At 54.4% G+C, this 21,872-nt stretch carries 28 protein-coding genes; 8 read left to right on the top strand and 20 right to left on the bottom strand.

Going from position 1 to position 21,872, the window contains the following annotated elements; all coding sequences use genetic code 11:
* Nucleotides 1-5: 5 nt before the first annotated feature.
* On the bottom strand, nucleotides 6-1,394 hold the full coding sequence (locus tag F7231_RS25800; protein ID WP_166694127.1) for a TolC family protein: 1,389 nt from the start codon (nucleotides 1,392-1,394) through the stop codon (nucleotides 6-8).
* A 180-nt stretch (nucleotides 1,395-1,574) separates the two neighbouring features.
* On the opposite strand from F7231_RS25800, the gene F7231_RS25795 reads away from it, so the two are divergent.
* A complete protein-coding gene (locus tag F7231_RS25795; RefSeq protein ID WP_166694126.1) occupies nucleotides 1,575-2,252 on the top strand; it encodes a response regulator transcription factor in 678 nt (225 codons plus the stop codon).
* Nucleotides 2,249-3,622, top strand: coding sequence for a sensor histidine kinase (locus F7231_RS25790; protein ID WP_166694125.1), 1,374 nt, complete (start codon nucleotides 2,249-2,251; stop codon nucleotides 3,620-3,622). Before F7231_RS25795 ends, F7231_RS25790 begins: the two co-directional genes overlap by 4 nt.
* A gap of 107 nt (nucleotides 3,623-3,729) precedes the next feature.
* On the opposite strand, the gene F7231_RS25785 is transcribed toward F7231_RS25790, so the two are convergent.
* A complete protein-coding gene (locus tag F7231_RS25785) occupies nucleotides 3,730-4,335 on the bottom strand; it encodes a YceI family protein (RefSeq protein ID WP_166694124.1) in 606 nt (201 codons plus the stop codon).
* A 115-nt stretch (nucleotides 4,336-4,450) separates the two neighbouring features.
* On the opposite strand from F7231_RS25785, the gene F7231_RS25780 reads away from it, so the two are divergent.
* The 5 genes from F7231_RS25780 (at nucleotide 4,451) to F7231_RS25760 (ending at nucleotide 8,456) form a co-directional block, all read left to right on the top strand.
* Nucleotides 4,451-4,837, top strand: coding sequence for a DUF8478 family putative metalloprotein (locus tag F7231_RS25780; protein WP_166694123.1), 387 nt, complete (start codon nucleotides 4,451-4,453; stop codon nucleotides 4,835-4,837).
* 96 nt (nucleotides 4,838-4,933) lie between these two features.
* Complete coding sequence (locus F7231_RS25775; protein WP_166694122.1) at nucleotides 4,934-6,157, top strand: di-heme oxidoredictase family protein; 1,224 nt, start codon at nucleotides 4,934-4,936, stop codon at nucleotides 6,155-6,157.
* A 34-nt stretch (nucleotides 6,158-6,191) separates the two neighbouring features.
* The gene (locus F7231_RS25770; protein ID WP_166694121.1) at nucleotides 6,192-6,650 is read left to right on the top strand and encodes a QcrA and Rieske domain-containing protein; all 459 of its coding nucleotides are present in this window, start codon (nucleotides 6,192-6,194) and stop codon (nucleotides 6,648-6,650) included.
* Nucleotides 6,650-7,990 (top strand): hypothetical protein, encoded by a 1,341-nt coding sequence (locus tag F7231_RS25765; RefSeq protein ID WP_229370377.1) that lies wholly within the window; start codon nucleotides 6,650-6,652, stop codon nucleotides 7,988-7,990. The genes F7231_RS25770 and F7231_RS25765 overlap by 1 nt, the downstream gene beginning before the upstream one ends.
* Nucleotides 7,991-8,078: 88 nt before the next feature.
* Complete coding sequence (locus F7231_RS25760) at nucleotides 8,079-8,456, top strand: hypothetical protein (RefSeq protein WP_166694120.1); 378 nt, start codon at nucleotides 8,079-8,081, stop codon at nucleotides 8,454-8,456.
* 28 nt (nucleotides 8,457-8,484) lie between these two features.
* Here the strand turns inward: F7231_RS25760 and F7231_RS27530 are convergent, their stop codons facing one another.
* From F7231_RS27530 to F7231_RS25745, 3 genes are read right to left on the bottom strand one after another with little or no spacing between them, the layout of a single operon-like run.
* Nucleotides 8,485-8,694 (bottom strand): GDCCVxC domain-containing (seleno)protein, encoded by a 210-nt coding sequence (locus F7231_RS27530; RefSeq protein WP_166694119.1) that lies wholly within the window; start codon nucleotides 8,692-8,694, stop codon nucleotides 8,485-8,487.
* Between the two features lie 3 nt (nucleotides 8,695-8,697).
* A complete protein-coding gene (gene merTP, locus F7231_RS25750) occupies nucleotides 8,698-9,288 on the bottom strand; it encodes a mercuric transport protein MerTP (protein WP_166694118.1) in 591 nt (196 codons plus the stop codon).
* A gap of 26 nt (nucleotides 9,289-9,314) precedes the next feature.
* Nucleotides 9,315-9,698 carry an ArsR/SmtB family transcription factor gene (locus tag F7231_RS25745; RefSeq protein WP_166694117.1) on the bottom strand — a complete coding sequence of 128 codons (384 nt, stop codon included), beginning with the start codon at nucleotides 9,696-9,698 and terminating at the stop codon, nucleotides 9,315-9,317.
* Between the two features lie 107 nt (nucleotides 9,699-9,805).
* On the opposite strand from F7231_RS25745, the gene F7231_RS25740 reads away from it, so the two are divergent.
* Complete coding sequence (locus tag F7231_RS25740; RefSeq protein WP_166694116.1) at nucleotides 9,806-10,240, top strand: hypothetical protein; 435 nt, start codon at nucleotides 9,806-9,808, stop codon at nucleotides 10,238-10,240.
* 69 nt (nucleotides 10,241-10,309) lie between these two features.
* On the opposite strand, the gene F7231_RS25735 is transcribed toward F7231_RS25740, so the two are convergent.
* The 15 genes from F7231_RS25735 to F7231_RS25665 all read right to left on the bottom strand — a co-directional run bounded on the left by F7231_RS25735 (nucleotide 10,310) and on the right by F7231_RS25665 (nucleotide 21,860).
* A complete protein-coding gene (locus F7231_RS25735) occupies nucleotides 10,310-10,651 on the bottom strand; it encodes a hypothetical protein (RefSeq protein WP_166694115.1) in 342 nt (113 codons plus the stop codon).
* A gap of 6 nt (nucleotides 10,652-10,657) precedes the next feature.
* A complete protein-coding gene (locus F7231_RS25730; protein ID WP_166694114.1) occupies nucleotides 10,658-11,461 on the bottom strand; it encodes a metallophosphoesterase family protein in 804 nt (267 codons plus the stop codon).
* Nucleotides 11,458-12,516 carry an ACR3 family arsenite efflux transporter gene (gene arsB / locus F7231_RS25725; protein WP_166694113.1) on the bottom strand — a complete coding sequence of 353 codons (1,059 nt, stop codon included), beginning with the start codon at nucleotides 12,514-12,516 and terminating at the stop codon, nucleotides 11,458-11,460. Before arsB ends, F7231_RS25730 begins: the two co-directional genes overlap by 4 nt.
* On the bottom strand, nucleotides 12,509-12,937 hold the full coding sequence (locus F7231_RS25720; RefSeq protein WP_166694112.1) for an arsenate reductase ArsC: 429 nt from the start codon (nucleotides 12,935-12,937) through the stop codon (nucleotides 12,509-12,511). The genes arsB and F7231_RS25720 overlap by 8 nt, the downstream gene beginning before the upstream one ends.
* Nucleotides 12,938-12,968: 31 nt before the next feature.
* Nucleotides 12,969-13,832, bottom strand: coding sequence for an arsenite methyltransferase (locus F7231_RS25715; RefSeq protein WP_166694111.1), 864 nt, complete (start codon nucleotides 13,830-13,832; stop codon nucleotides 12,969-12,971).
* A 64-nt stretch (nucleotides 13,833-13,896) separates the two neighbouring features.
* Nucleotides 13,897-14,223: an ArsR/SmtB family transcription factor gene (locus tag F7231_RS25710; RefSeq protein ID WP_166694110.1), complete on the bottom strand. Its 327-nt coding sequence runs from the start codon at nucleotides 14,221-14,223 to the stop codon at nucleotides 13,897-13,899.
* Nucleotides 14,224-14,524: 301 nt separating this feature from the next.
* Complete coding sequence (locus tag F7231_RS25705; protein WP_166694109.1) at nucleotides 14,525-16,510, bottom strand: heavy metal translocating P-type ATPase; 1,986 nt, start codon at nucleotides 16,508-16,510, stop codon at nucleotides 14,525-14,527.
* Nucleotides 16,511-16,517: 7 nt separating this feature from the next.
* Nucleotides 16,518-17,144 carry a hypothetical protein gene (locus tag F7231_RS25700; RefSeq protein ID WP_166694108.1) on the bottom strand — a complete coding sequence of 209 codons (627 nt, stop codon included), beginning with the start codon at nucleotides 17,142-17,144 and terminating at the stop codon, nucleotides 16,518-16,520.
* Between the two features lie 39 nt (nucleotides 17,145-17,183).
* Complete coding sequence (locus F7231_RS25695; protein ID WP_166694107.1) at nucleotides 17,184-17,435, bottom strand: hypothetical protein; 252 nt, start codon at nucleotides 17,433-17,435, stop codon at nucleotides 17,184-17,186.
* A 7-nt stretch (nucleotides 17,436-17,442) separates the two neighbouring features.
* The gene (locus F7231_RS25690; RefSeq protein WP_166694106.1) at nucleotides 17,443-18,342 is read right to left on the bottom strand and encodes a bestrophin family protein; all 900 of its coding nucleotides are present in this window, start codon (nucleotides 18,340-18,342) and stop codon (nucleotides 17,443-17,445) included.
* A gap of 18 nt (nucleotides 18,343-18,360) precedes the next feature.
* On the bottom strand, nucleotides 18,361-19,242 hold the full coding sequence (locus F7231_RS25685) for an SdiA-regulated/phytase-like domain-containing protein (RefSeq protein ID WP_166694105.1): 882 nt from the start codon (nucleotides 19,240-19,242) through the stop codon (nucleotides 18,361-18,363).
* A gap of 31 nt (nucleotides 19,243-19,273) precedes the next feature.
* Complete coding sequence (locus F7231_RS25680; protein ID WP_166694104.1) at nucleotides 19,274-20,182, bottom strand: cation diffusion facilitator family transporter; 909 nt, start codon at nucleotides 20,180-20,182, stop codon at nucleotides 19,274-19,276.
* 34 nt (nucleotides 20,183-20,216) lie between these two features.
* A complete protein-coding gene (gene lpcA / locus F7231_RS25675; RefSeq protein WP_166694103.1) occupies nucleotides 20,217-20,813 on the bottom strand; it encodes a D-sedoheptulose 7-phosphate isomerase in 597 nt (198 codons plus the stop codon).
* 25 nt (nucleotides 20,814-20,838) lie between these two features.
* Nucleotides 20,839-21,495 carry a DUF1345 domain-containing protein gene (locus tag F7231_RS25670; protein ID WP_166694102.1) on the bottom strand — a complete coding sequence of 219 codons (657 nt, stop codon included), beginning with the start codon at nucleotides 21,493-21,495 and terminating at the stop codon, nucleotides 20,839-20,841.
* Nucleotides 21,492-21,860: a SpoIIAA family protein gene (locus F7231_RS25665; RefSeq protein ID WP_166694101.1), complete on the bottom strand. Its 369-nt coding sequence runs from the start codon at nucleotides 21,858-21,860 to the stop codon at nucleotides 21,492-21,494. The genes F7231_RS25670 and F7231_RS25665 overlap by 4 nt, the downstream gene beginning before the upstream one ends.
* Nucleotides 21,861-21,872 lie beyond the last annotated feature (12 nt).

The raw sequence follows: 21,872 nt of genomic DNA, 5'->3' as shown, positions 1-21,872 counted from the left end.
TTGGGTTAGCTTCGGAACAGGGTATAGAAATCGGCGAAGTTGTCAGTGGCCTGGGCACGTTGAAATCGAAGTCGAACGGCCTCAGTGCGGGTCTGCACCACCTCCCGTTCTACGGTAATGAGCAGGTTCAACGCATCGGTCAGGTTCAGAATCGTCTCGACGCCGTTGTTGTAGAGCGACAGCCGCTGGGCGTAGGCGTCGCGGGCAGCCCGTAACGCATTCGGCAGTTCAGCCAGTTGCTGACCGACCACCGCCAACTGCGCGTCGGCACTGAGCAGCGTGTTTTGCAGGTCGATTTGCTGCACGGCCAGTTGCGAACGGGCCTGCTCGATACGGAATTGCTGCTGACGGACCCGCACTCCGGCCCGCTTAAAATCGGGCAGGTTTACCGTGGCGGCAAACCCCAGCAGGTAATTGGTGCGGTTGTAGCCCAGCCCCGACCCCAGCGGGCCGAACTCGTTATCGACCCCTAAGCTGGTGCCCCGCGCCCAGGTTGCGGCCAGCACCGAAAGCCGGGGCAGGGCCGTTTTGCGGATCAGGTCAATCTCGGCGGTTTGCCGGGTCACGAGCCGCTCACCAACGCGCAATAGCGGGTGATTGGGCGTGGGCTGGGCTGGCGGACTACCGATAAGCAGTGGGTCGGCCCGAAAGGTCGTATCGATTTGAAGCGTCGTTGCGGATTGACCCGTCAACGTACCCAGCAGTACCCGCGCCTGCTGGTAATCGGCCTCCACGCGCTGGTAGGCGAGTTTCGCCCGCGAGAGGGCCACATTGGCCAGCGAGGAGTCGAGGCCGGGTTTGATGCCGTTGCGCACTAAGTTGCCGATAATTCGGCGCACCGTATCGACGCGGGCCAGGTTCTGTCCTTCTAAGCGAAGGGTCTGCTGAGTCCAGAACACATCGAGGTATGCCCCAATGACCGACTGCCGTAGTGAGAACTGCTCGCGGTCCAACTGCGCTTCGCCCACTGCTACGTCGGCCCGCACAAGCTGATCTTCTGCTCTGAACCGGCCGAAGTTGTAAAACTCCCAGTCGGCGGTGGCTAAGGCGATATTGCCCGTCGCTAAGCGGCCACTATTACTCTCCCGGCGTGCCCCGGAGGTGGGAACAATCAGGCCCAGTGAGAAATAAGACCCCGACAGGCCGTTGGCCGTGCCGATGTTGGTCTGGCTGTGCAGCCGCAGATTGGGCAGTCGGTTAGCCCGCAGCACGTCGGTGTTCGCCCTAAGGGCTTCAATGGCCGAGCGTTGGGTCGCCAGCGTCGGAAACTGCCGCAGCGACTGGTCAACGGCGGCTTCTATATTGAGTGGCTGCGCTTGTAGCCCGCCCAACAGACTCAGGCTAAATCCCAGCAATCCTACATACCAGAAACAGTTCGCTCGATAAAAAGGCATACCAATGACGTTGAGTAATTGCCGCCGACAGCCAAAAACTCGCCCGGTGACTCCGTCAAAGTAACCATCCGACTTATTAGAAACCTCTGAGAAAGGTATTACAATCTTTTAAGTAGGTTCAAACCGGCTACCTGAAACGACCTTTAAGCTGTATTTTCGGGTCGTTAACGACGCAACGCTATGCATGTTTTGGTGGTAGAAGACGACGCGGAAGTCAGCCAGTTTATTCAGAAAGGGCTGCAATCGGAGGGGATCGGCGTATCAGCCGCCTACGACGGGGTCATTGGCCGCTCAATGATCAACGAGCATCAATATGACGTGGTGGTGCTGGACGTGAACATGCCCGGTATGAACGGCTATGACCTATGTCGATTTGTGAAACAAAACTGGCCCGCCATTCCAGTCATTCTACTCACGGCCCTTGGTAGCCTAGACAACAAAGTGCTGGGGTTTGAATCGGGGGCCGATGACTACTTAGCCAAACCGTTTGCGTTCAAGGAGCTGGTCTTTCGGCTAAAGGCCCTGGCCCGGCGGCACCCGGCCCGCGCACCCCTGCCTCAGCGTCTCGAACTGCTGGATTTAGTCGTTGATACCAGTTCACATCAGGTTTGGCGGGCGGACGAGCGCGTTACCCTGACGGCGCGGGAGTACGCGCTGCTGGAATACCTGCTCATGCGGCAGGGCAAGGTTGTAAGCCGGACGGAGTTGCTGGAAAACGTCTGGGACGTGCATTTCAACACAAATACGAACGTCGTGGACGTGTACGTAAACTACCTCCGGCGCAAAATCGACCGGGTCGAGCCGAAGCTCATTCACACCATTTTCGGCGTAGGGTTCATTCTTAAAGTTGAACCATGAGCATCAAGCAGCGCATCACCGTTGGGTTCACTATACTGGTGGCCGCCCTGCTACTGCTGTTTTCCGTCTTCATTTACCAGACCTACGAATCGTACCGACGGTCTCAAATGAGTACCCGACTGCAACGGCGGGCCATGTTAGCCCAGCTTTATGTACAAAACAAGCCGGAGTTTCTGCGGGCCAGTTACCTAACCCTCCCCGAACAATACGAGACGTTGTTTAACGCGCTGAATCAGCGAATTTATCAATCGTCCGGCCCATCCGATTATTCCGTAATGCCAGCCTTATTGCAGAAAGCACGCGGTAATGAGGTTTATTTCACCTACCCCAGCCGCCGGTGGGAAGACCCTAAAGAGGGCGTTGCGTTATCGTTTGATAGCGAGGGGAAACGCTATGTGGCGGTCGTCACGGCGTATGATCTGGCCGGGCGGCAAACCAGTAGAAACCTCCAATTCATTTTAATTGCGGGCAACGTATTGTCCTTAGTGGTCATCGGTCTGGTCGGGTTCCTATTTGCCCGGCGGGCCATGCGGCCTTTCGATGAGCTGATTGGTCAGTTGAATGCTGCTACCGTCAACGATTTCTCCTTCCGGCTGGGTCACCCCAACCGGACCGACGAAGCCGGTTATTTAGCCTCCTCCTTTGATGAACTATTGGGTAAAATAGGCGAGTTGGCGGCCAGTCAGGAAAACTTTGTCGCCTATGCCTCGCACGAACTACGTACCCCGTTAACGGTGGTCAAGGGAATATTAGAAACCTCCTTAGCGTATGACCAAACCTTGCCCGACGTGCGGCTGAGCACCGAAAAAGCCCTTTTCAGACTGGAAGGAGCCATTGACTTAGCCAATGCGCTACTACGGCTGGCAGAAGTGGAGGGGTTGAAAGCCAGTCAGCTTCAGGATGATGTCAATGTCGTCGATACGCTGTTTGACACCGTCGCTTATTTTGGGGAAAAGTACCCCCAGCAAACCATTGATATTCAACTTACCGACGAGTTCACCGAGCAAAGTTCCGCCATTCGGATACTGGGTAACGCGACCCTGATGCGGACCGCGCTCATTAACGTCATTGACAACGCCTGTAAGTATTCGGACTTCAAGCCCATTGCCGTACGCGTGGATTACCAGCCGAGCTGGGTGCTGATAGACGTGGCGGATGCGGGAATCGGTATCCCCCCGGCCCAGCTTAACGACGTGTTTCTGCCCATGATGCGGGCCGAGAACGTGGGCCAGGTACGTGGGTTTGGCTTGGGATTAACGTTAACCAGGCGAATTGTGGACATGCACCAGGGCGAACTAACCGTAGCAGCAGGCAACCGGGGTGGCACCACTGTGTTAATTCGCTTGCCTGCTCTCCCGCTTAACTCGTAGTCGCTACCACCGAGGAAATATTTTCGAGTACGACGGTAATGCTTTAATCAACGGTTCATACTACCCCAGTTTTTAGAAGAGGTCAGCTTTCAGCACGGGTAAACGGCTTATCTATTGGCTATTAATTTCAATTCAATATCAAAATCATCGTAAATCGCTTTATCACCGAGAGCATCAAAGAAAGATGTTGAGCCATACTTGATGTCGTATTTGGTTCGGTCGAGCGTCACTTTGCCCTGCGCTTCTACCGTGGCTCCATCTTGTTTCACCCGAACGGGAAACGTTAGGGCATTAGAAATCCCTTTGATCCGCATAGTACCCGTTACTACGTATGAGGAGGCTCCCTTCGGCATCACCTTCGTAATCGTAAAGGAAGAGGTTGGGTGCTTGCCCGTCGAGAAGAAATCGTCTGACTTCAGGTGCCCGATCAGTTTGGCGTTGTATTCTGGATCGGTTAGGTCAGTGCAGACAATGCTGTTCATATCAAACGTAAATTGGCCACCCGTCAGCTTATTATCATCGAATAGCAATGCGCCATCGGTAAGCTTTAGCGTACCCATATGCTCACCCGTTACCTTCCTGGCCTTCCAGTGCAGGCTGCTTTTCGACACATCCACTTTGTACGTGTCTGCGTAAGTTGTGTGCTTACTGCGCGTGGCCATTGTGCCGCCCGTGATGAGTAACATAGCGGCCAGTTGATAGAGAATTTTCATTTCAGAACAGATGGATACATCCTGTATAGTGCAATGTACGCTAACGTTGAAATGAATAGGAAATTGTACTTATATGAATTTTCAGTAGATTGCGCCCAATAGCTTAAAACGCAGCTTGTTAGCACACGCGCCCATACGGCAACGTATTGCCCGGTTTCTGCTGGGCTTACTCCTGTTGATGCAAATCAACTCGGTGGTATTCCGCCATGCCCACCGGCTGGCTAACGGGCAGATTGTTACCCACGCGCACCCCTACAACCTCTTTAGCAAATCCTGTCCGCTGTCGGCTAACCCGCACACGACCCACGAATTGCTCCTGCTGGATGCCGTCAGCAACGCGTCTTTCGTACCCACGTTTGCGCTACTGATCGCCTTTCTGCTGCTATTGGTGCGCTTTATTATCCGTTCCGTTCCGGCCGCCCCTACATACGGGATACGAACGGTATGCCTGGCCCGGCCCACGCTGCGCGGCCCGCCCTCCTCGCTCTCTTTCCGGCATTAACAGGCCCTTCAGGTCTGGTTCTGGCACTGAGTAGCCACTGGTTCATGACGACCGGGGTGTACGGTGCCACTGTATTCACTTTTTTCCTGCTTTTTGATGAAGAAGATAACACTACTCTATCTGGTGCTTTCGGTAATTTTGCTCGTGGCAGTGGCCTGCGAAGCGCTGTTGCCAGCGGCTCCTGCCGACGATGCCCTGCTCGACGGGCCAATTGCCGAGCTAACCCCGGAACAGAATGCCCTGTTTGCGCTGGGTGATGCCGCCTTCAACCGCGACATTTTCACCCCGGCCACAGGCCTGGGGCCTATTTTCGTGGCCAGCTCCTGCGGCTCCTGCCATGCCGGTGATGGGAAGGGAACGCCCTTCACCACCCTCACCCGCTTTGGACAGCACGATGATACGGGTAATCGGTTTATGGGGCAGGGCGGGCCGCAACTTCAAAACCGGGCCATTCCGGGCCATACCGCCGAATTACTACCTGCGGGTGCGGTCTTCTCTAAGTTTACGCCACCAGCCAATACCGGACTGGGCCTGCTGGCCGCCCTTTCCGACGAGCAGATTCTGGCAAATGCCGACCCAACCGACCGGGACGGGGACGGTATTTCGGGCGTACCCAACTGGATTCATGCTCCCCATTACTTCAAACCGCAGTGGTTCCATAAAGAACAAAACGACAGGTACGTTGGGCGGTTCGGCAAAAAGGCAGCAGCGATTGACCTGCTGCACCAAACAGTCAATGCCTACAAGCAGGACATGGGTATCACTTCCGAGTTTGATTCCGAAGATCCGATCAATTACAATGTATCCGGGCAGGCTGGCGACGGCGTAGATGACCCGGAGGTATCGTCGGCAAAGATCAATGCGGTGGTGTTTTACCTGCGAACCCTGAAAACACCCGTGCAACGTACCCCAATCGACCCGATGGTGGTGGCGGGTAAGCAATTGTTTATCAGCCTGGATTGCGGCAAATGCCACACGCCCGACTGGAAAACAGGGCAGTCGGATGTAGCCGCGCTGGCCAACCGGACTTTCTCACCCTACACCGACCTGCTGCTGCACGATATGGGCGCGGACCTTGACGACGGATACACCGAAGGGATGGCCAAAACCGCCGAATGGAAGACACCCGCCCTGTGGGGCCTGGGCCTGTCGCAAAATTCCCAGGGGGGGCGGGTATTCCTGCTCCACGATGGTCGCGCTCACTCCGTAGACGAGGCCATCCGGCTGCACGGCGGGGAAGCCAGCCGCAGCGTGGAAAAGTACGCCAAACTAGCTGAAGCCGAACGCGGTAAGCTGCTTCGTTTCTTAGACACTCTCTAACCTCACCTGGCTCGCCAGTCCGAGCCTTTCTCTTATGAAAAAAGAAGTAAAATTAAACCGACAGGACTTCCTGAAAACCTGCGGTATGGCCTGCCTGAGTACATCAGTGCTGACGGCTGCCCTGACGAGCTGTGCAAGCGTCTATTACGCCCAGGCCCCGCGCATCAAAGGCTGGGCGATTCAGATCAGCAAGAAAGAATTTGACCTTGATCCCAACGGCAAACGGCAACGCCCGTTTATGGTGGTCGAAATGAAGAACCAGACCCACCCGATTTACCTGCGCCGGGTTGGGGGCGACAACTACACGGCGGTATTGATGCAATGCACTCATCAGGGCAACGACTTAAACGCTCACGACGGGTACCTGTCGTGCCCGGCCCACGGCAGCGAATACGACACCGATGGGCGGGTAACGGAAGGCCCCGCCGAGGATAGCCTGAAGCGATACAACGTGACGACCGACGAACAGTATATCTACATCAATATCGCCTGATGATGAAAACACTCTATTTTCTGATTGGGTCTGTACTGATGCAGGTGGCGGCTTATGCACAGCCTGACGCGGCCCGACCCGTTTCGACCTCGGTTACAACTACTTCGGCGGTGACCGTGACCAAGCCGATACCCGCTGATTCGACCCCCATGCCCAAAGCATTTGCCGACCTGTTTTACCGGGATTCGACGCTTCGCAAGGGTAAACAGGAGAAAGGAGCACTCAAGATCAACATGGATGCTACGTATGATCGACCCTTTCTCACGTCAACGAAGGCCCCCGTGTCGATTGGGGGCTATCTGGAAGCCAACACCCAGTATATGCAGACCAATGGCAAGACTGATGGCCTTTCGTTTCAGGCCCGCCGGATGACCATCTTCCTGGCATCAAGCATCAACCGGCGGATCAAGTTTCTCTCCGAGATCGAGTTCGAGGACGGTACGAAGGAAATCAACATCGAGTTTGCCGCAATGGACATCGAACTGACTCCGTTGCTGAACCTGCGCGGGGGCATCATCATGAACCCGATTGGGTCGTTTAACCAGAACCACGATGGCCCTAAGTGGGAATTTATCGACCGGCCCATTTCGTCGGTGACGATTATTCCCTCCACCTGGAGCAATGTGGGCTTTGGCTTATATGGCAAGAAATACACCGCCAACTGGGTGTGGGCGTACGAAGCGTACCTGACCAACGGCTTCGATGATCAGATCATTGCCAACGGCCAGAACCGCACGTTCCTACCAGCCACCAAAGCCAACCGTGACCGCTTCGATGAAAGCTTCAATGGGGTACCGCTGGTGACGCTTAAAACGGCCTTCAAACGGCGGAAATGGGGTGAAATTGGCCTGTCGTGGATGGGAGGGGTGTACAACAAATTCCAGATTGATGGGCTGGTACTCGATCAACGTCGGCGGGTCGATGTGTGGGCACTGGATTTTAACACAACCCTGCCCACGGGTACATTTATCAACAGCGAATTCGTGTGGGCCAGCATCAACGTCCCCGCCACCTACACGCAGCAGTTTGGCCGGATGCAGCAGGGGGGCTGGATTGACATCGTGCATCCGTTGGTGAAGAAGACCATGTTTGGCTGGAAAAAAGCGGTCGTCAACGCCGCCCTGCGCGTGGAGCGGGTCGATTACAACGTGGGTACGTTCGCCGAAACGGGTGATCCCCTACGGGATGATCTGTGGGCTATCGTGCCGGGCCTGAGCTTCCGCCCATCGCCCACGACAGTGATTCGAGCCAACTACCGCTACCACTGGCAAACCGATTTACTGGGCAACCCCCCCGCCCGAACAGCCGGATTTCAGTTTGGCTTTTCAACGTACTTCTAACTCGTTGGGGGTTATAAACTGCCTGTTATAACCCCCACCATACTTATTCTCAACGTCCTGGCTATGTGTACTCCTAAACCCCGTTGCCATGAAACTGCTGTACTGTCTCGCGCTGTCCCTGAGTATTGGACACGCTCAACCGCGCTCGATTATACGGGCGCACCACCCCCATTGGTGTGAACAACCCACCCGTAAACTCCGCTGGCTGAACCAGATGATCCAAAACGCCCAATCCTGGGCACCGTATCATTATGGTTGGGAGGTGCATCAGGCCCGCTATCGGGAGCAGGAGGTGTTCGTACTGCATTTATGCCGATACTGCGGGCAAAGCCGTGGCTTTTTGCTGTATAATCATCACGGTGAACTGATCGGCAGGGCCGAGGGGGCCGACTCGGTTTGGATTGCGACACTGACGAATGACCGGCTACTGACCGCCCATCCAGGGCGGTTTATGGCTGGGCAGTAGCAGGATTCCTGTTCAGTTATGAGTTATTTTATTGACAGCATCGTTGCTGTTGCTGAAGCGGGGGACACTTCGCTGACCCGTAGGAACAGAATACGCAACAATCACCCGCCAGCGGCTTTAAAAGTGTGTGGCAGGAGGTGCATTCATAAAAATAGGTACAAGCATCAGTCGGCATGATCTCCGCTGCTTGGTGGCTACAATTCGGGCACGTAATCACGGATTCGAGTGTGACGGTCATTCATTAGAGTGTTTTTGTACTGGTGACTTTGTAGCCGGTGGCATCCACCGCTTTTTTGATGTCGGCCAGTGAGGTTTTTTTGCTGTCGTATTTCACGGTGGCAGCTCCTTTTTGGTAAGAAACATCCACCGCCGAAACGCCCTTGATCTTGGTGACCTCCTGCTTGATGTGATGTTCGCAACCTTCGCAAGACATGCCCCTGATGGTCACATAAGCCACTTGTTGGGTGCCTGCCTGTGCGGGCTGCACGGTCGCTTGATTCTTATCCTGGTACAGCCAGTTTGAGTAAGAGGGGAAAGCCAGCAGCAACAATGCTATTGCTGTCATTAAGCCCAAAAATGGCTTTGTTTGCCAAAAGGCGGGTTTCTTCGTTTCGCAATTACATTCCATCGTTTTTTGGGGTTTCAATTGTTCGTACCAAGCCCAACCCAACGCGCCCACCGTGAGCGCGATACTGTAAGGCCGCAAAGGTTCCAGCCAAGCCCACCTACCGGCCGAGCCGGTGGCACCCGCCAGCAAAGTGAGCAAGGGGGCGGTGCAACAGAGAGAAGAAACAAAGGCGGTCAGTAGCCCGGTCAATCCGGCGAGTTTCATAGCTTCGTTATCATTATGGCCCCAAATTAAGCAGTCAGCAAAGGGGCGGTTTGCATCGATTCAAGGTGTTCCAACAGCGAATGTAAAATGCCGGTTGATTCTGTCCGCAATGAATAAAAAACAGTCTGGCCGATTTTGCGGGCCTGGATCAATTGCGCGTCCTTGAGCTTACGCAAATGTTGGGAAACAGCGGGAATGGTCATGCCCAAAATGTCGCTCAAATCGCATACGCACAAATTGCTTTCTTCCCGCAACAGATAAATAATTTTGAGCCGGTTGGCATTGCCTGCCAAATCCAGCACCTGAGCCAATCGGTCAAAGGCCGGCCCGACATATTTTATTCTCTCGGTACATTGACGAATCTGCTCTTGATCGGCAAAAACGCGAACACAGTTTGGGGAATTTTCCATTTTGGAACAAAGGTAAGCAATTTGCTTATTTAAGCAAATTCTTAAATACTTGAATCTATACAGCGGTATTTTTGCGAAAGAGAAGCAATCGATCTTACTAGAAAAATATGAAATCACTCATGCTTACAGGGTTAGCCTGGCTGTTCGTCTTATCCTGCCAGGCTCAGACAAAAACAACAAAGACGATGGAAACCGAAGCCGTTATGAAAAAGAAAATCGCTCTGACCTGCAAACTCACGGACAAAGACCAGATTAAGCGCATGAATGAATTACACCAGACACTTTTTAAGAAAGTGTCGCGCGCCGTAGAGCATCCCAACAGCTACGAGCTGGTTTTTGAGAAGTCAGATAATGCCATCGTTGGCGAGTTGGCCGAGTTTATCAAATTCGAGCGGCTATGCTGCCCCTGGCTGGTCTTTCAGCTGACCTTCCAGCCTGAAGAAGGCCCTATTTCTCTGGAAATGGGTGATTCTGCTGAAACCAAAGAAATGGTCTATTTGGTGATGGAACTCGACAAACTCGACAAGCGCGCCGTTCGATAGATCCTGCTGCGCGGGGCACTTAAAAATGGGTTCCTCTTAATTCCGGAGTGCGTAAAAGAAGATCGTAGATCATAATTGTTCCGAGTTTTGGAAATGGACTCTGACCGTGTGAACTTCCAAAAAATCGGAATGCAGCACAAGTAATTTTCGGCCCGTCAGTTGCCGAATTAAATGCTCGTTGATCGCTTCATCATTGCAATGAACCCGAACCCGGCAAATGCGAAAATCTTCGTTAATCTGAAACTGCACCATTACGATGCCCTGAATGCGGCTGTTTGCACCATGGGGCGGTGTTATCATCCGGGTGAGCTGTTCACCGATGGCGGGCCGCGTTTTCATCTTCCAGTCATCACCCTGGGCGGGGTAATGACTGGAAAAAAGTAGGCTTGCCAGAATCAGGATGGTTTTCATCGCTCATCAGCGGGCAATGCGTAGTGCCTCGGCGTAAGCATCGGGCAATTCGCTTTGTTCAACGGCCTGGGCCGCTTTCTCTACATCGTAGGCGACACGCACGAATTCCACGACAACCCCTTCGCGTGTACCTGGACGCGCCGTTTCATCAACGGTCAACAGCACATAACCGGCCCTCGGATCACCGTCTTTCGGCTTGCCGACGGAACCGATATTGATGGCATGGCGGAAATAAGTCTCTTCCCCCTCCGGTTCCGCGCTGACCACTTTGTGAAAGGGTTTATGCGTATGGCCAAAACAAAGCACATCGGCTCCCGAGCCCTCGATCACGCGGCCCAAACTGCGGTTGCCCCGATCCTCAAACAGATATTCATTCACGCGCCGGGGGCTGCCATGCACCAGCAGCAGCGTGAATGGGGTTTGTTGCTGCCAAAGATGTTCGGGGTCGTTGCCCAATTCAAATTCGACCCGAATATGGGTTGGGAGCGTGCACAGATAGTTTCGTTCATCATCTCCCACCTGGGCATTGGTATAGGCAATGGACACTTTGCCGTTGGCCTTTTCCTGCTCCTCTTTGTAGGCGCATCCGCAATCATCGGAGCTACGACCGATACCATAATCATAATTCCCGGCAATCGTCGGAATACCACGTTTGCGAATGGTGCGGATCACTTCGTTCGGCCAGATGTTGTAACCGACCAGATCACCCAAACAATACACCGCGTCAGGCTGGCGGCTGTCAATGTCGGCCAATACCGCTTCGAGCGCGGGCAGATTGGCGTGAATATCCGAAAACAGGGCAATTTTCATGCGTGTTTTTGAAAGGCTTTTTTATAATGGGGGGCAAACTTCTTCTCTTGTTTCAGCGCAAAATTGACCATCAGAATCAGCACCGGCACTTCGATCAGCGGACCAACCACGGCGGCAAAGGCCGCTCCGGAATTGATACCGAAGACAGCGATGGCCACCGCAATTCCAAGCTCGAAATTATTGCCCGCTGCGGTGAAGGCCAGTGACGTAGATTTGCCATAATCGGCTCCGGCTCGTTTCGAGAGATAGAAGGCCGAAAAAAACATAATGGCAAAATAGATCGTCAGCGGAATGGCGATACGCACCACATCGAGCGGTATAGATACGATCAACTGCCCTTTAAGGCTGAACATGACGACGATAGTAAATAGCAGCGCAATAAGAGTTATAGGGCTGACGGCGGGCAAAAAGCGTTCCTCATACCACTGGCGGCTGAATAGACGCGTGAGGATGATGCGCGAGAACAACCCGGCCAGAAATGGCACTCCCAAATAGATAAAAACGCTCTGGGCTACTTCACCAATCGTAATATTGACCGTGTAGCCTCTCAGCCCGAACAAGGGCGGTAGCACCGTAATAAAAACGTAGGCATAGACCGAATAGAACAGCACCTGGAAAATGCTGTTGAAAGCTACCAGGCCAGCGGCATAGAGCCGGTCGCCTTTGGCCAGGTCATTCCAGACGATCACCATGGCAATGCAGCGGGCAATGCCGATCATGATTAAGCCGGTCATGTATTCGGGTTTATCAGGTAGAAAGACGACCGCCAAACCGAACATTAACAGCGGGCCGATAATCCAGTTTTGTAACAGTGACAGACCGAGGATTTTGGTATTGGCAAACACCTTCGGCAACTCACTGTAACGCACTTTTGCCAGCGGTGGGTACATCATCAGCACCAGGCCAATAGCCAATGGAATGTTGGTCGAGCCGGAATTAAACCCATTGATGAAGCCCTGCGACTGTGGAAAGAAATACCCGATACCCACGCCGATCAGCATGGCCAGGAAGATCCACAGCGTTAGAAAGCGGTCGAGAAACGAAAGTTTAGGCATGAGTGGCTTGGCTCGTTACGTTGTCTTCGATGAATTGTTGGCTGTACGCTTTGATTTGGTCACGTACCGCACGAAACTGCGCCAAACGATCATCACCGGGGGTGTGTGAAGGGTCGGTGAAGCTGTGATGCACCTTCTTAGCCGTGGACGGGAAAAACGGGCATTGCTCACGGGCATTGTCGCAAACGGTAATTACATAATCGAGCGGTAGGCTGGTGTATTCGTCGGCATGGTTAGAGGTGTGATGGGAAATATCAATTCCATCCTCGGCCATGACCTGAATCGCCAACGGATTGACCCCGTGGGGAGCAACGCCCGCGCTGTAAACTTGGCCGCTCTCCCCCGCGAAATGTTGCAGATAGCCGTGAGCCATCTGGGAACGGGCGGAATTGCCCGTGCAAAGCACTAGGATATTTTTCATAAGGCTTTTCTTTTTGTCGTTGTTTCCTCGATTAGCAGCATCCCGAACCTGGCTTGCAGGGTGCAGCAGCGGTCGAACCGTCGGCGGGCTTCTGGGCGAATACGGTCACGCTGTAGATACCTCTATCTTGCTGGCGGTATTCAGCCACTCCATCTGCCGATAGGTAAGTTTGCAGCACATCATCAGGCAGGGTAATTTCGCGCTCCTTCTGAACCTGAATGTTGGTAAATCCGGCATCCTCTACGAGCTGCAAATAAGCGTCCTTCTGAATGGCTCCTGATACGCAGCCCACATACATTTCTGCGTCATGTTGCAAGCCTTCGGGCAACTCGCCTTTCAATACAATGTCAGAAATGCTGAAATGGCCGCCCGGCTTTAGAATGCGGAAGGTTTCGGAAAAGGCTTTCTGCTTATCGGGAACCAAGTTCATCACGCAGTTGCTCACCACCACGTCAGCCAGATTCTCAGTCAAAGGCATGTCCTCAATGTCGCCATAGACGAATTCGACGTTGGTAATGCCCAGTGCTTTGGCATTTTTGCGAGCGCGGTCGATCATGGGCGGGGTCATGTCCAGGCCGATCACCCGGCCCGTTTCGCCGGTTTCAGCGCGGGCCACAAAGCAATCATTGCCAGCCCCTGAGCCCAAATCCACAACCGTATCACCGGGTTTGATCTGGGCGAACTGCGTAGGCAGGCCACAGCCCAATCCCAAATCGGCATCAGCCACGTAGCCGTTTAGCTCCTGGTAATCCTGAGCCATGACAATCGGCACGTTCGCGTCGATCTCCGGGCTGCAACATGATGTCGGGCCACAGCAGCCATTGGCATCAGGTTGTTCAGCAATCGCGCCGTATTTCTGGCGCACGACTTCTTTGATTTGCTCGGCGGTTTCCATATTTTTCTTATTGGTATAATGTAATATTGCGATTGATTTAGGCAAAAAAACACCTGCCGATTGACTAGCAGCAGGTAGCAGGTACGAACGTATCAAATAACGCACCGAACGCATGTTGGGCTTCTTCCCATACAGGGGGATTGATGCAGTAGCACACACGGGGCGGGTTGATTTCGCCCTGAATGATGCCGATGCGTTTTAGCTCCTTCAAATGCTGGGAAACGGTCGCCTGGGCCAAATTCAATTCGCCCACCAGATCACCACAGACGCACGTTTTCTTGGCAATGAGCATTTGCAGGATGGCTACCCGCGCGGGATGCGCGAAGGCTTTGGCTAAATCCGCGATGCGGTTCTGCTTTTCAGTGAATATTTCGGTTTTGGTTAATCCCATGCAGTAAAGGTAACAGAAAATTTATTCATTGCAATATTACGATGGAAAATCTATAAGTGTCATAATAAACGCCTGTTTACGCGCGACGGTCGACGAACATTTGACGTTAGCATCAATTTATGTAGCCTACAGTACAGCCATCACAGTCTGGCCGACGAACACGCTCATGCGGCCGCCGAGCATCATGCCGAAGGCCGCGACAAAGAGCACTCAGACCAAGTAGCCTGATCGCAGTGCATCCCCGCCGTCTCCCGTAAATAAGACCCGTAATCAATTGACCACGGGTCTTATTCGTTATGCATCACTTGAACTTGAGGTTTTGTACCCGCACGGCGTTCAGAATGGCCAGCATCGCTACACCCACGTCGGCAAAGACCGCTTCCCACATCGTGGCCAGCCCACCCGCGCCCAGGATCAGGACAATCGCTTTCACCACCATTGACAGGGTAATATTCTGCCATACAATTCGGCGGGTAGCGCGGCCAATGTCGATGGCGGTAGCAATTTTGGATGGTTCGTCATTTTGAATAATGACGTCGGCGGTCTCGATAGTAGCATCCGACCCTAAGCCGCCCATCGCCATGCCTACGTCGGCCAATGCCACGACCGGCGCATCGTTCACCCCATCGCCCACAAAAGCCAGCTTTGCTTTAGGGTTGCCCACCAACTCGGCTTTGAGCCGCTCGACCTCCCGAACTTTGTCTTCGGGCAGCAGGTCGCCATGCCACTCGTCCACGCCCACCTGTTTGGCGACCGCTTCCACAACAGCCCCTTTGTCACCCGACAGCATGACGGTACGGATACCATCGGCCTTCAGGCGTTTTACTGCGTCGGCAGCATCGGGTTTCACTTCGTCGGCGATGGTGAAATAACCCGCAAACTTTCCGTCGATGGCGGTCATAACGATAGTGAACGGAATTTTCGTTAGCTCCTCATCGAACGGAACGTTGAATTTATGGAGCAGCTTGGCATTACCGGCCAGCATTTCCTTCCCTTCGACGGTCCCCTTCAAACCATGTCCGGCAATTTCTTCCACATTTTCGACTATTACCGACTCGTACCCTTTTCCGGCATGTTCAATGATGGCTGTAGCGACCGGATGAGTCGATTTGCTTTCCAGCGCGGCTGTTAACCGGGCTAATTCGGTTGCGTCGATACCAACGGGTTTGACTTCCTGCACCTTGAACACGCCTTTGGTCAACGTACCTGTCTTGTCCATGACAACAGTTTTGACCTGCGTCATCAAATCCAGAAACACCGATCCTTTGAACAGAATCCCCTGTTTCGACCCGGCCCCAATGCCGCCGAAATAACCCAGCGGAATGGAGATCACCAGCGCACACGGACAACCAATGACCAGAAACACCAAACCCCGATACAACCAGTCAGCAAATTGGTAATCCCCAACAAAGAAATACGGCACGACCGTAATCAGCACGGCCAGCAAACAGATAATGGGCGTGTAGATTTTGGCGAAGCGGGCAATGAACTCCTGGGTCTGAGCCTTGCGGCCGGTGGCCTGTTGCACGAGTTTAAGAATCCGCGACAGCTTGGAATCCTGATAGGGCGTGGTCACATCCATCTCCACCAGCGACTGCCGGTTAATCATGCCGGCCAGCACAGCCTCCCCTTTCCCAATGGTGCGGGGTACGCTTTCCCCCGTCAAAGCGGCCGTGTCGAACGTACCTGAAGAAGAACGCATGGTGCCATCCAGCCCTACTTTTTCGCCGGGTTTAATCTGAATCACATCGCCAACAGCCACCGTCGCGGCTTTTACGGCTTGCGCCTGTCCGTTCTTGAGTACCGTCACTTCGTCGGGACGCACATCGAGCAGGGCTTTGATACTGCGACGCGCCCGTAGTACGGCGGCATCCTGAAACAATTCACCGATGGTGTAAAACAGCATAACGGCCACGCCTTCGGGGTATTCGCGGATACCAAACGCACCGAGCGTTGCCACACCCATCAGGAAAAATTCGGTGAACACGTCGCCACGAAGGATGCTGCTCCAGGCCCGTTTGAGCACTGGCCAGCCAACGGGCCCGTAGGCCGCTACGTACCAGATAAGCCGAATCGGGTCTTTGAACCACCCTTTCGCATAATTATCCAGCGCGATACCGCCCAAAAGCAGCACCAGACTAATGATGGCCGGGGCGTAGGTACGCCAGGTTTGCTCAGGGCCTTTTTTAGCCGGAGCAGCATCGGCTGCGGGTGTGGTGCCTTCTTCGATGAGGTCAACATCGTCACCGTGATCGTGACCGTCTTCGTGGTTATGGTCGTCTGCCATTGTCTTATTAGAATTCGATGAAAAAATTAAGTACGGCCAGCCCAACGAGCGTCAGGCCGGTAATCAGGTTTTCGTTATGCTCGAACCAGTGCGGATTGACCCTACTCAGGCCCCGCCTTCCCAGTGTCACCATCCCCAGCATCCCCGACAGCGTGACCACATTGTAGATCAGGGCTACCTGCATCACGGCTCCCCAGCCCTTCGCGCCCGCGCTCAGGAAATACGCTTCGATTTCCAGACAGGGCGACAAAAACATGGCTACTCCTAACGACAGCAGCAGGGCCGAAAACGAACGGTTTTTCCGAACGGCTCCCGCGTCGATGTGGTCATGTACATGCCGGTGACGTATATGCTGCATTAAGTACCAGAGGCCCAGGGCCAGCAACAGCAACGGAATCGCCCGCTCGGACAGGCTATGGTAGTTTTCGGCCAGTTGCCAGCCCGCCAGACCCACCAGTATCCCCAGCAGCGTCGTGCTGACGGTGTGGGCCAGTCCCGCGATGGCCGTTACGGTCAGCGTTTGCCGAAGGCTCCACCGCTCCGTTTGGCCGATGGTCACAAACGGGAGCCAATGGCTGGGAATCAGGGCGTGTAGCAGGCTCAGCGTCAGGCTACCCATAATGAGTGCTTCCATAGTTCTACTTCTACAACATTCGATGAGCGCAATGGTTGTTCAGTCGCGTTCCCGTTTCGCGGTGTAAAGCATTTGCCGGGAAATAGGGGTAACGGCTTTCTTCTGCCCTTTCGTCACGACGGGCCTGCCTGCCTGACCGGGTACAGTGCCATTTGCCGGACGCCTGGTCCGTTTCGCCGGTTTCCTGACGATGCCGAACAAGACAGCCAGCCGGTACAAACACCACCCCAGCAGGCCCAGCGTGAACGCAACCACAACCAAGAGCTGCACGATAAGAAAGGTCTGAAACATAATTGCGTCAAAGAATAAAGTACGCGGGCGCGGCCATTGGCTGTTCGGCCACAGCCGCGCCCGATAATTGGGTTAAACTCAGTTCGATCCCGTTTGCAATGGCCGTGACCGGCGTATCGGTAGGCATATTCTCAAACGGGTCCTGTAATTGAATGGCACTTTTTTCGATCAGGAAGAACGCCGAGGCAATCAGCGTGACTACGGGCACTTCGACAAAAAACAAATTCTCGACGAAGCCGAACGGTAATATGGCCGTGAACAGGATGATAAACACCTGGAGATAGAACGTATAGGTTTTCGGGAAAACAGTGTTTTTAATGCGCTCACACCGCCCCATCGCGTCGGTAAGCCGGGTCAGCGTACTATCCACCTGAACTACCTGATAGTCGGTCAGGTAGCCATCCGATAACACCTGCCGCAGGTGATCCGCCTGGGCTTGCAGGATGGCCAGTGGGCGGTGCGGGGCTTCCACCACCGGAGCCTGTTCGGCAAGGGGGAGATACGTTTTCACCAGGTCTTCGGTAGGTTGCCCCCGCAACGTTTGCCCCAGCACGTAACACCAGCCAATTTGACGCCGGGCAAAAATCCGAATCGTCTCCGCCGGCGCAGCCTTATCGGGCAGGAACGTGCGTAGCTGACGAATCAGCGTCCGACTATCGTTGACAATGGTACCCCAGATGACGCGGGCTTCCCACCAGCGTTCGTAAGCCTGGTTGGTGCGGAAGGCCAGCAGCAACGAGATGCACGTACCCATCAGAGCCGGAATGGCCAGGGGAATAGCCAAAATCTCTAAACCAACAAAGTGCCGCAGGGTGAATATCAGGTTGGCAAACACAAAGACCGACAAGGCTTCGTAGCGGATATTACCCAGCAAAAACGGTAAGGGAATTGATCGGTTCAATAGCATAGTCTTACGCTTGACGGATTATTGACGTTTATAATAATTGAGTGTAACCGACGAGGCACTGGCCCGCTCGCTCAGGGTATAGAATCCATTGCCCGCTTTATCGAACGCGATGGCTTCGCCCTGCGGCTCGATCTGGTAGGGAACCGGGGCAGGGTTGTCTTTCAGCAGCGCACCATTGATGGTTTCATCCTTGGCGCGTGGCCATCTGGACACACTGACGTACGTCTTGAGCAGTATCTGCTGACCATCGGGGGAAATGCTTCCCGACGTGACAAGACTCAGCGGCACTTCACCTTTAAATGTGGCCGTCGAGACGGTGGACGTACTCTGCGGAAAGGGCAGATGATAAAGCCGGCCTGCGGGCGACTCTTTGGTTACGATCCACAGATCGCGGGTGAGCGGATCGAGCAGGATTGCTTCGGCATCACGCGGCCCATCGGCGTAGCGGAATGCAATCCGGTCAATGGCTGTAATCGGATCACTCAGTGTTTTCGGCTCTACCAACCGGTAGATGTAATTCTGGTCGTTTTGCTTACCATTATCACCAATATCGGCCAGATACAGGTAAGAAAGCCCCGCCTGTGGGCCAAGGCCAACGGCTATGTCCTCCCAATCCCGATTGGCAACGCCGGGCAGAGAAAGCCGCCCCGCCAATTTGCCTTCCGCTGTCAGTAAATTCAGCTGAGCTGGGTTGCCGCTATCTTCTTCGACCCAGAGGTGCCCGTCCATGGTTCGGCTATCAGCTAAACCCGACGCTTCGTCAATAAGTCCCGGCTCAACGGGTACCCGCAGCGGAACCGAAGCAAAAGTAATGGTGGCTGGGCCAGTTGAATCGGCTGGCGTGCAACCGCCTGCGGCTACTACCAGCATAACCAGCAAAATGGAATAAGGATGCATCATCGCGATTGTAGGGTATTATCTTCGCAGTGGTTTACAAGTTGGTTAGTGTGTTGGTGCATTGGCCCGCCCGCTCGGGTTGAAGAGCAATGTGCTGAATGTTGTATTGGGTCGTCAGCCGACCGGCCACATCCCCGATGCGGCCCGTCAGTTCCCCACTCGTCAGCGAGGCATCGGCTACTACGTGACCACTCATGACCACAATACCCGAGGTGAGCGTCCAGATGTGCAGATCGTGTGCGTTGCTAAGTCCCGGCACCGAATTAATGGTCTGCTCCACATCGGATACGTCCAGGTCGTCGGGCGTCGCCTGGAGCAGAATATTGACCGATTCCATCATCAGCGACAGCGTGCGCGGCAGGATAAACAGGCCGATGATCGCGCTGAACAGCGGGTCGGCGTAGTACCAGCCCGTGTAGGTCATCACGAGTCCCGCAATAATGACCCCCACTGAACTGAGCAGATCACTGACCACTTCAAAGTAGGCGCCCTTGACGTTCAGGCTGTCTTTGGCTCCCCGCCGAAGCAGGTAAATACCGAGAATATTGACGGCCAAGCCCACCAGGGCTACCAGCGTCATGTTGCGGCTGTCCACGGCAGGCGGATTGCGAAACCGGCCGTAGGCTTCGTAGAGAATATACAGGGAAATCCCGATCAGGATCAGGGCGTTGACAAAGGCCGACAGGATCTCCAGCCGGTAGAAGCCGTAACTGCGCCGGGCCGTAATCGGCCGGCGACTCATCCAGTTAGCAAACAGGGCCAGCGCCAGGCCAATGACATCGGTGAGCATGTGGGCCGCGTCTGAAAGCAGGGCCAGACTGTTGGTCCAGTAGCCGACGACGACCTCGACTAAAAAATACGTGAACGTCAGGCCAAAGACAATGCGCAGATTTTTATTGAAGCGGCCGGCTGCGGACGCCGGTTGTTGGGGTAGCGTAGTCATTGATTTAAAGGGGCGAACGATGCCGTTCAACTGATTAGGGTTTAAAGGGCAGTTTGACCAGTTGCTCGATCAGCAGGATCAGTACGTGAATGATTTTGCCGTGTACTTCCTGAATCCGGTCGGCAAAACCCACATGGTGAACCCGGATCTCAACGTCGGCCCGGCCCGCCAGCCTTCCGCCGTCGTTACCCGTTAGAAGCACAACCGACATACCTTGCTGACGGGCGGCTTCTACGGCCCAGACTACGTTGGCTGAATTGCCGCTCGTGCTGATACCCAGCAGGACATCGCCCGCCCGACCCAATCCTTCGATGAAGCGGGAAAACACAAACTCATAGCCGTAATCATTGCCCACGCAGGACAGATGGCTTACATCCGCAATGGCCAGACCGGCCAAGCTCTGGCGATCATGACGAAAACGGCCCGATAGCTCCTCGGCGAAGTGCATAGCATCGCAAAGCGAGCCGCCGTTGCCGCAGCTCATAACCATATGGCCTCCTCTAAGCGCGTCCGCCATGAGACGGGCGGCCCCTTCGATGGCCGCCAGATTGGCCGGGTTGTTCATGAACGTGCTGAGAACAGTTTGAGCCTCGGTTAACTCACGCTCAATAAGCGATTGTAGAGTTTGCATAGGAAGGCGCGGGTTTGTTTGTCGTTTATAACAGACTGGAAACGGTGTTAATCGTCAGGGCGATGATGAGCGTATTAAACGCAAAAGACAAGACACCATGCAGCAGCGTCAGTCGGCGAATCGGTTTGGCAGTAACGGCCACATCGGATACCTGAAAGGTCATGCCCACCACAAAGGAATAGTACGCAAAATCGAGGTAGTCGGGCGGTTCTTTCCCCGGAAAGTCCAGCCCCCCCACCTGCCGGGTATCATTAGCATCGTAGTAGTACAGGTGGGCATAGTGCAGCGTGAACGTGCTGTGCATCAACACCCACGAACTAACGACCGTCAGGCCCGACAGCAGCACGTGGCGCGTGGCTTCCGGGGCCGACAGCCCTTTCACCGATCCCAGCAACACCACAACGGCCAGCAGACTCACCAACGCTCCGCCGACGGTAAACAGAAAGATGACCGGACGGCTTTCGTCTTCCCGTTGAGCCACCCGGCAGGCATCCGCCCGGCCGATAATCAGCCAAATGAACACCAGCACGGTTAGTGTGTATCCCAGCCAGGCCAGCAGGATACGGGTCTGCCAGCCGAACCAGCCAACTGTTACCAGCCCAACCAGCGTTCCAACGCCCAGGGCGATCAAAGACCGGGACAAAGCCGATAGCCTCGGCTGATACGTGTTTTCTTTTTTCATGTACCGCGTTCGTTTTCGGTAAACCAGTCCCAGGCGGCTATCTTCTGGTCTAAGGGAAAGGCCCGCAGTTTGGCCCGAAAAATGGTTTGCATGACGGGCGTGATCAGGGTTAGGGTATCCGCCGTACCGACCAGGGCAATGCGGTCAAAATCCGCCGTTACCGTCAGGTCGAACTGTAAATCCCGCCATAGCTCCTCCGGTTTCCAGCCCCGGAAGTATTCCATTTCCCAGTACAGACGGGCTGAGGGGGCACTGTGCAGGGCGGTATCCAGCAGGGGACGCAAATCGTAGTAGTCATCCGCCGTGATGAAGTCCCCCACCAGCAGGGCCAGCCGACCGGGTTGATTGCTGATAATCTTGTACATAAGTAGTCGGGT

The sequence above is a fragment of the Fibrivirga algicola genome (genome assembly GCF_011742925.1).
Taxonomy (GTDB): domain Bacteria; phylum Bacteroidota; class Bacteroidia; order Cytophagales; family Spirosomataceae; genus Fibrella; species Fibrella algicola.
The sequence above is the reverse complement of the archived record's forward strand: the minus strand, read 5'-3'. Positions and strand labels throughout refer to the sequence as shown.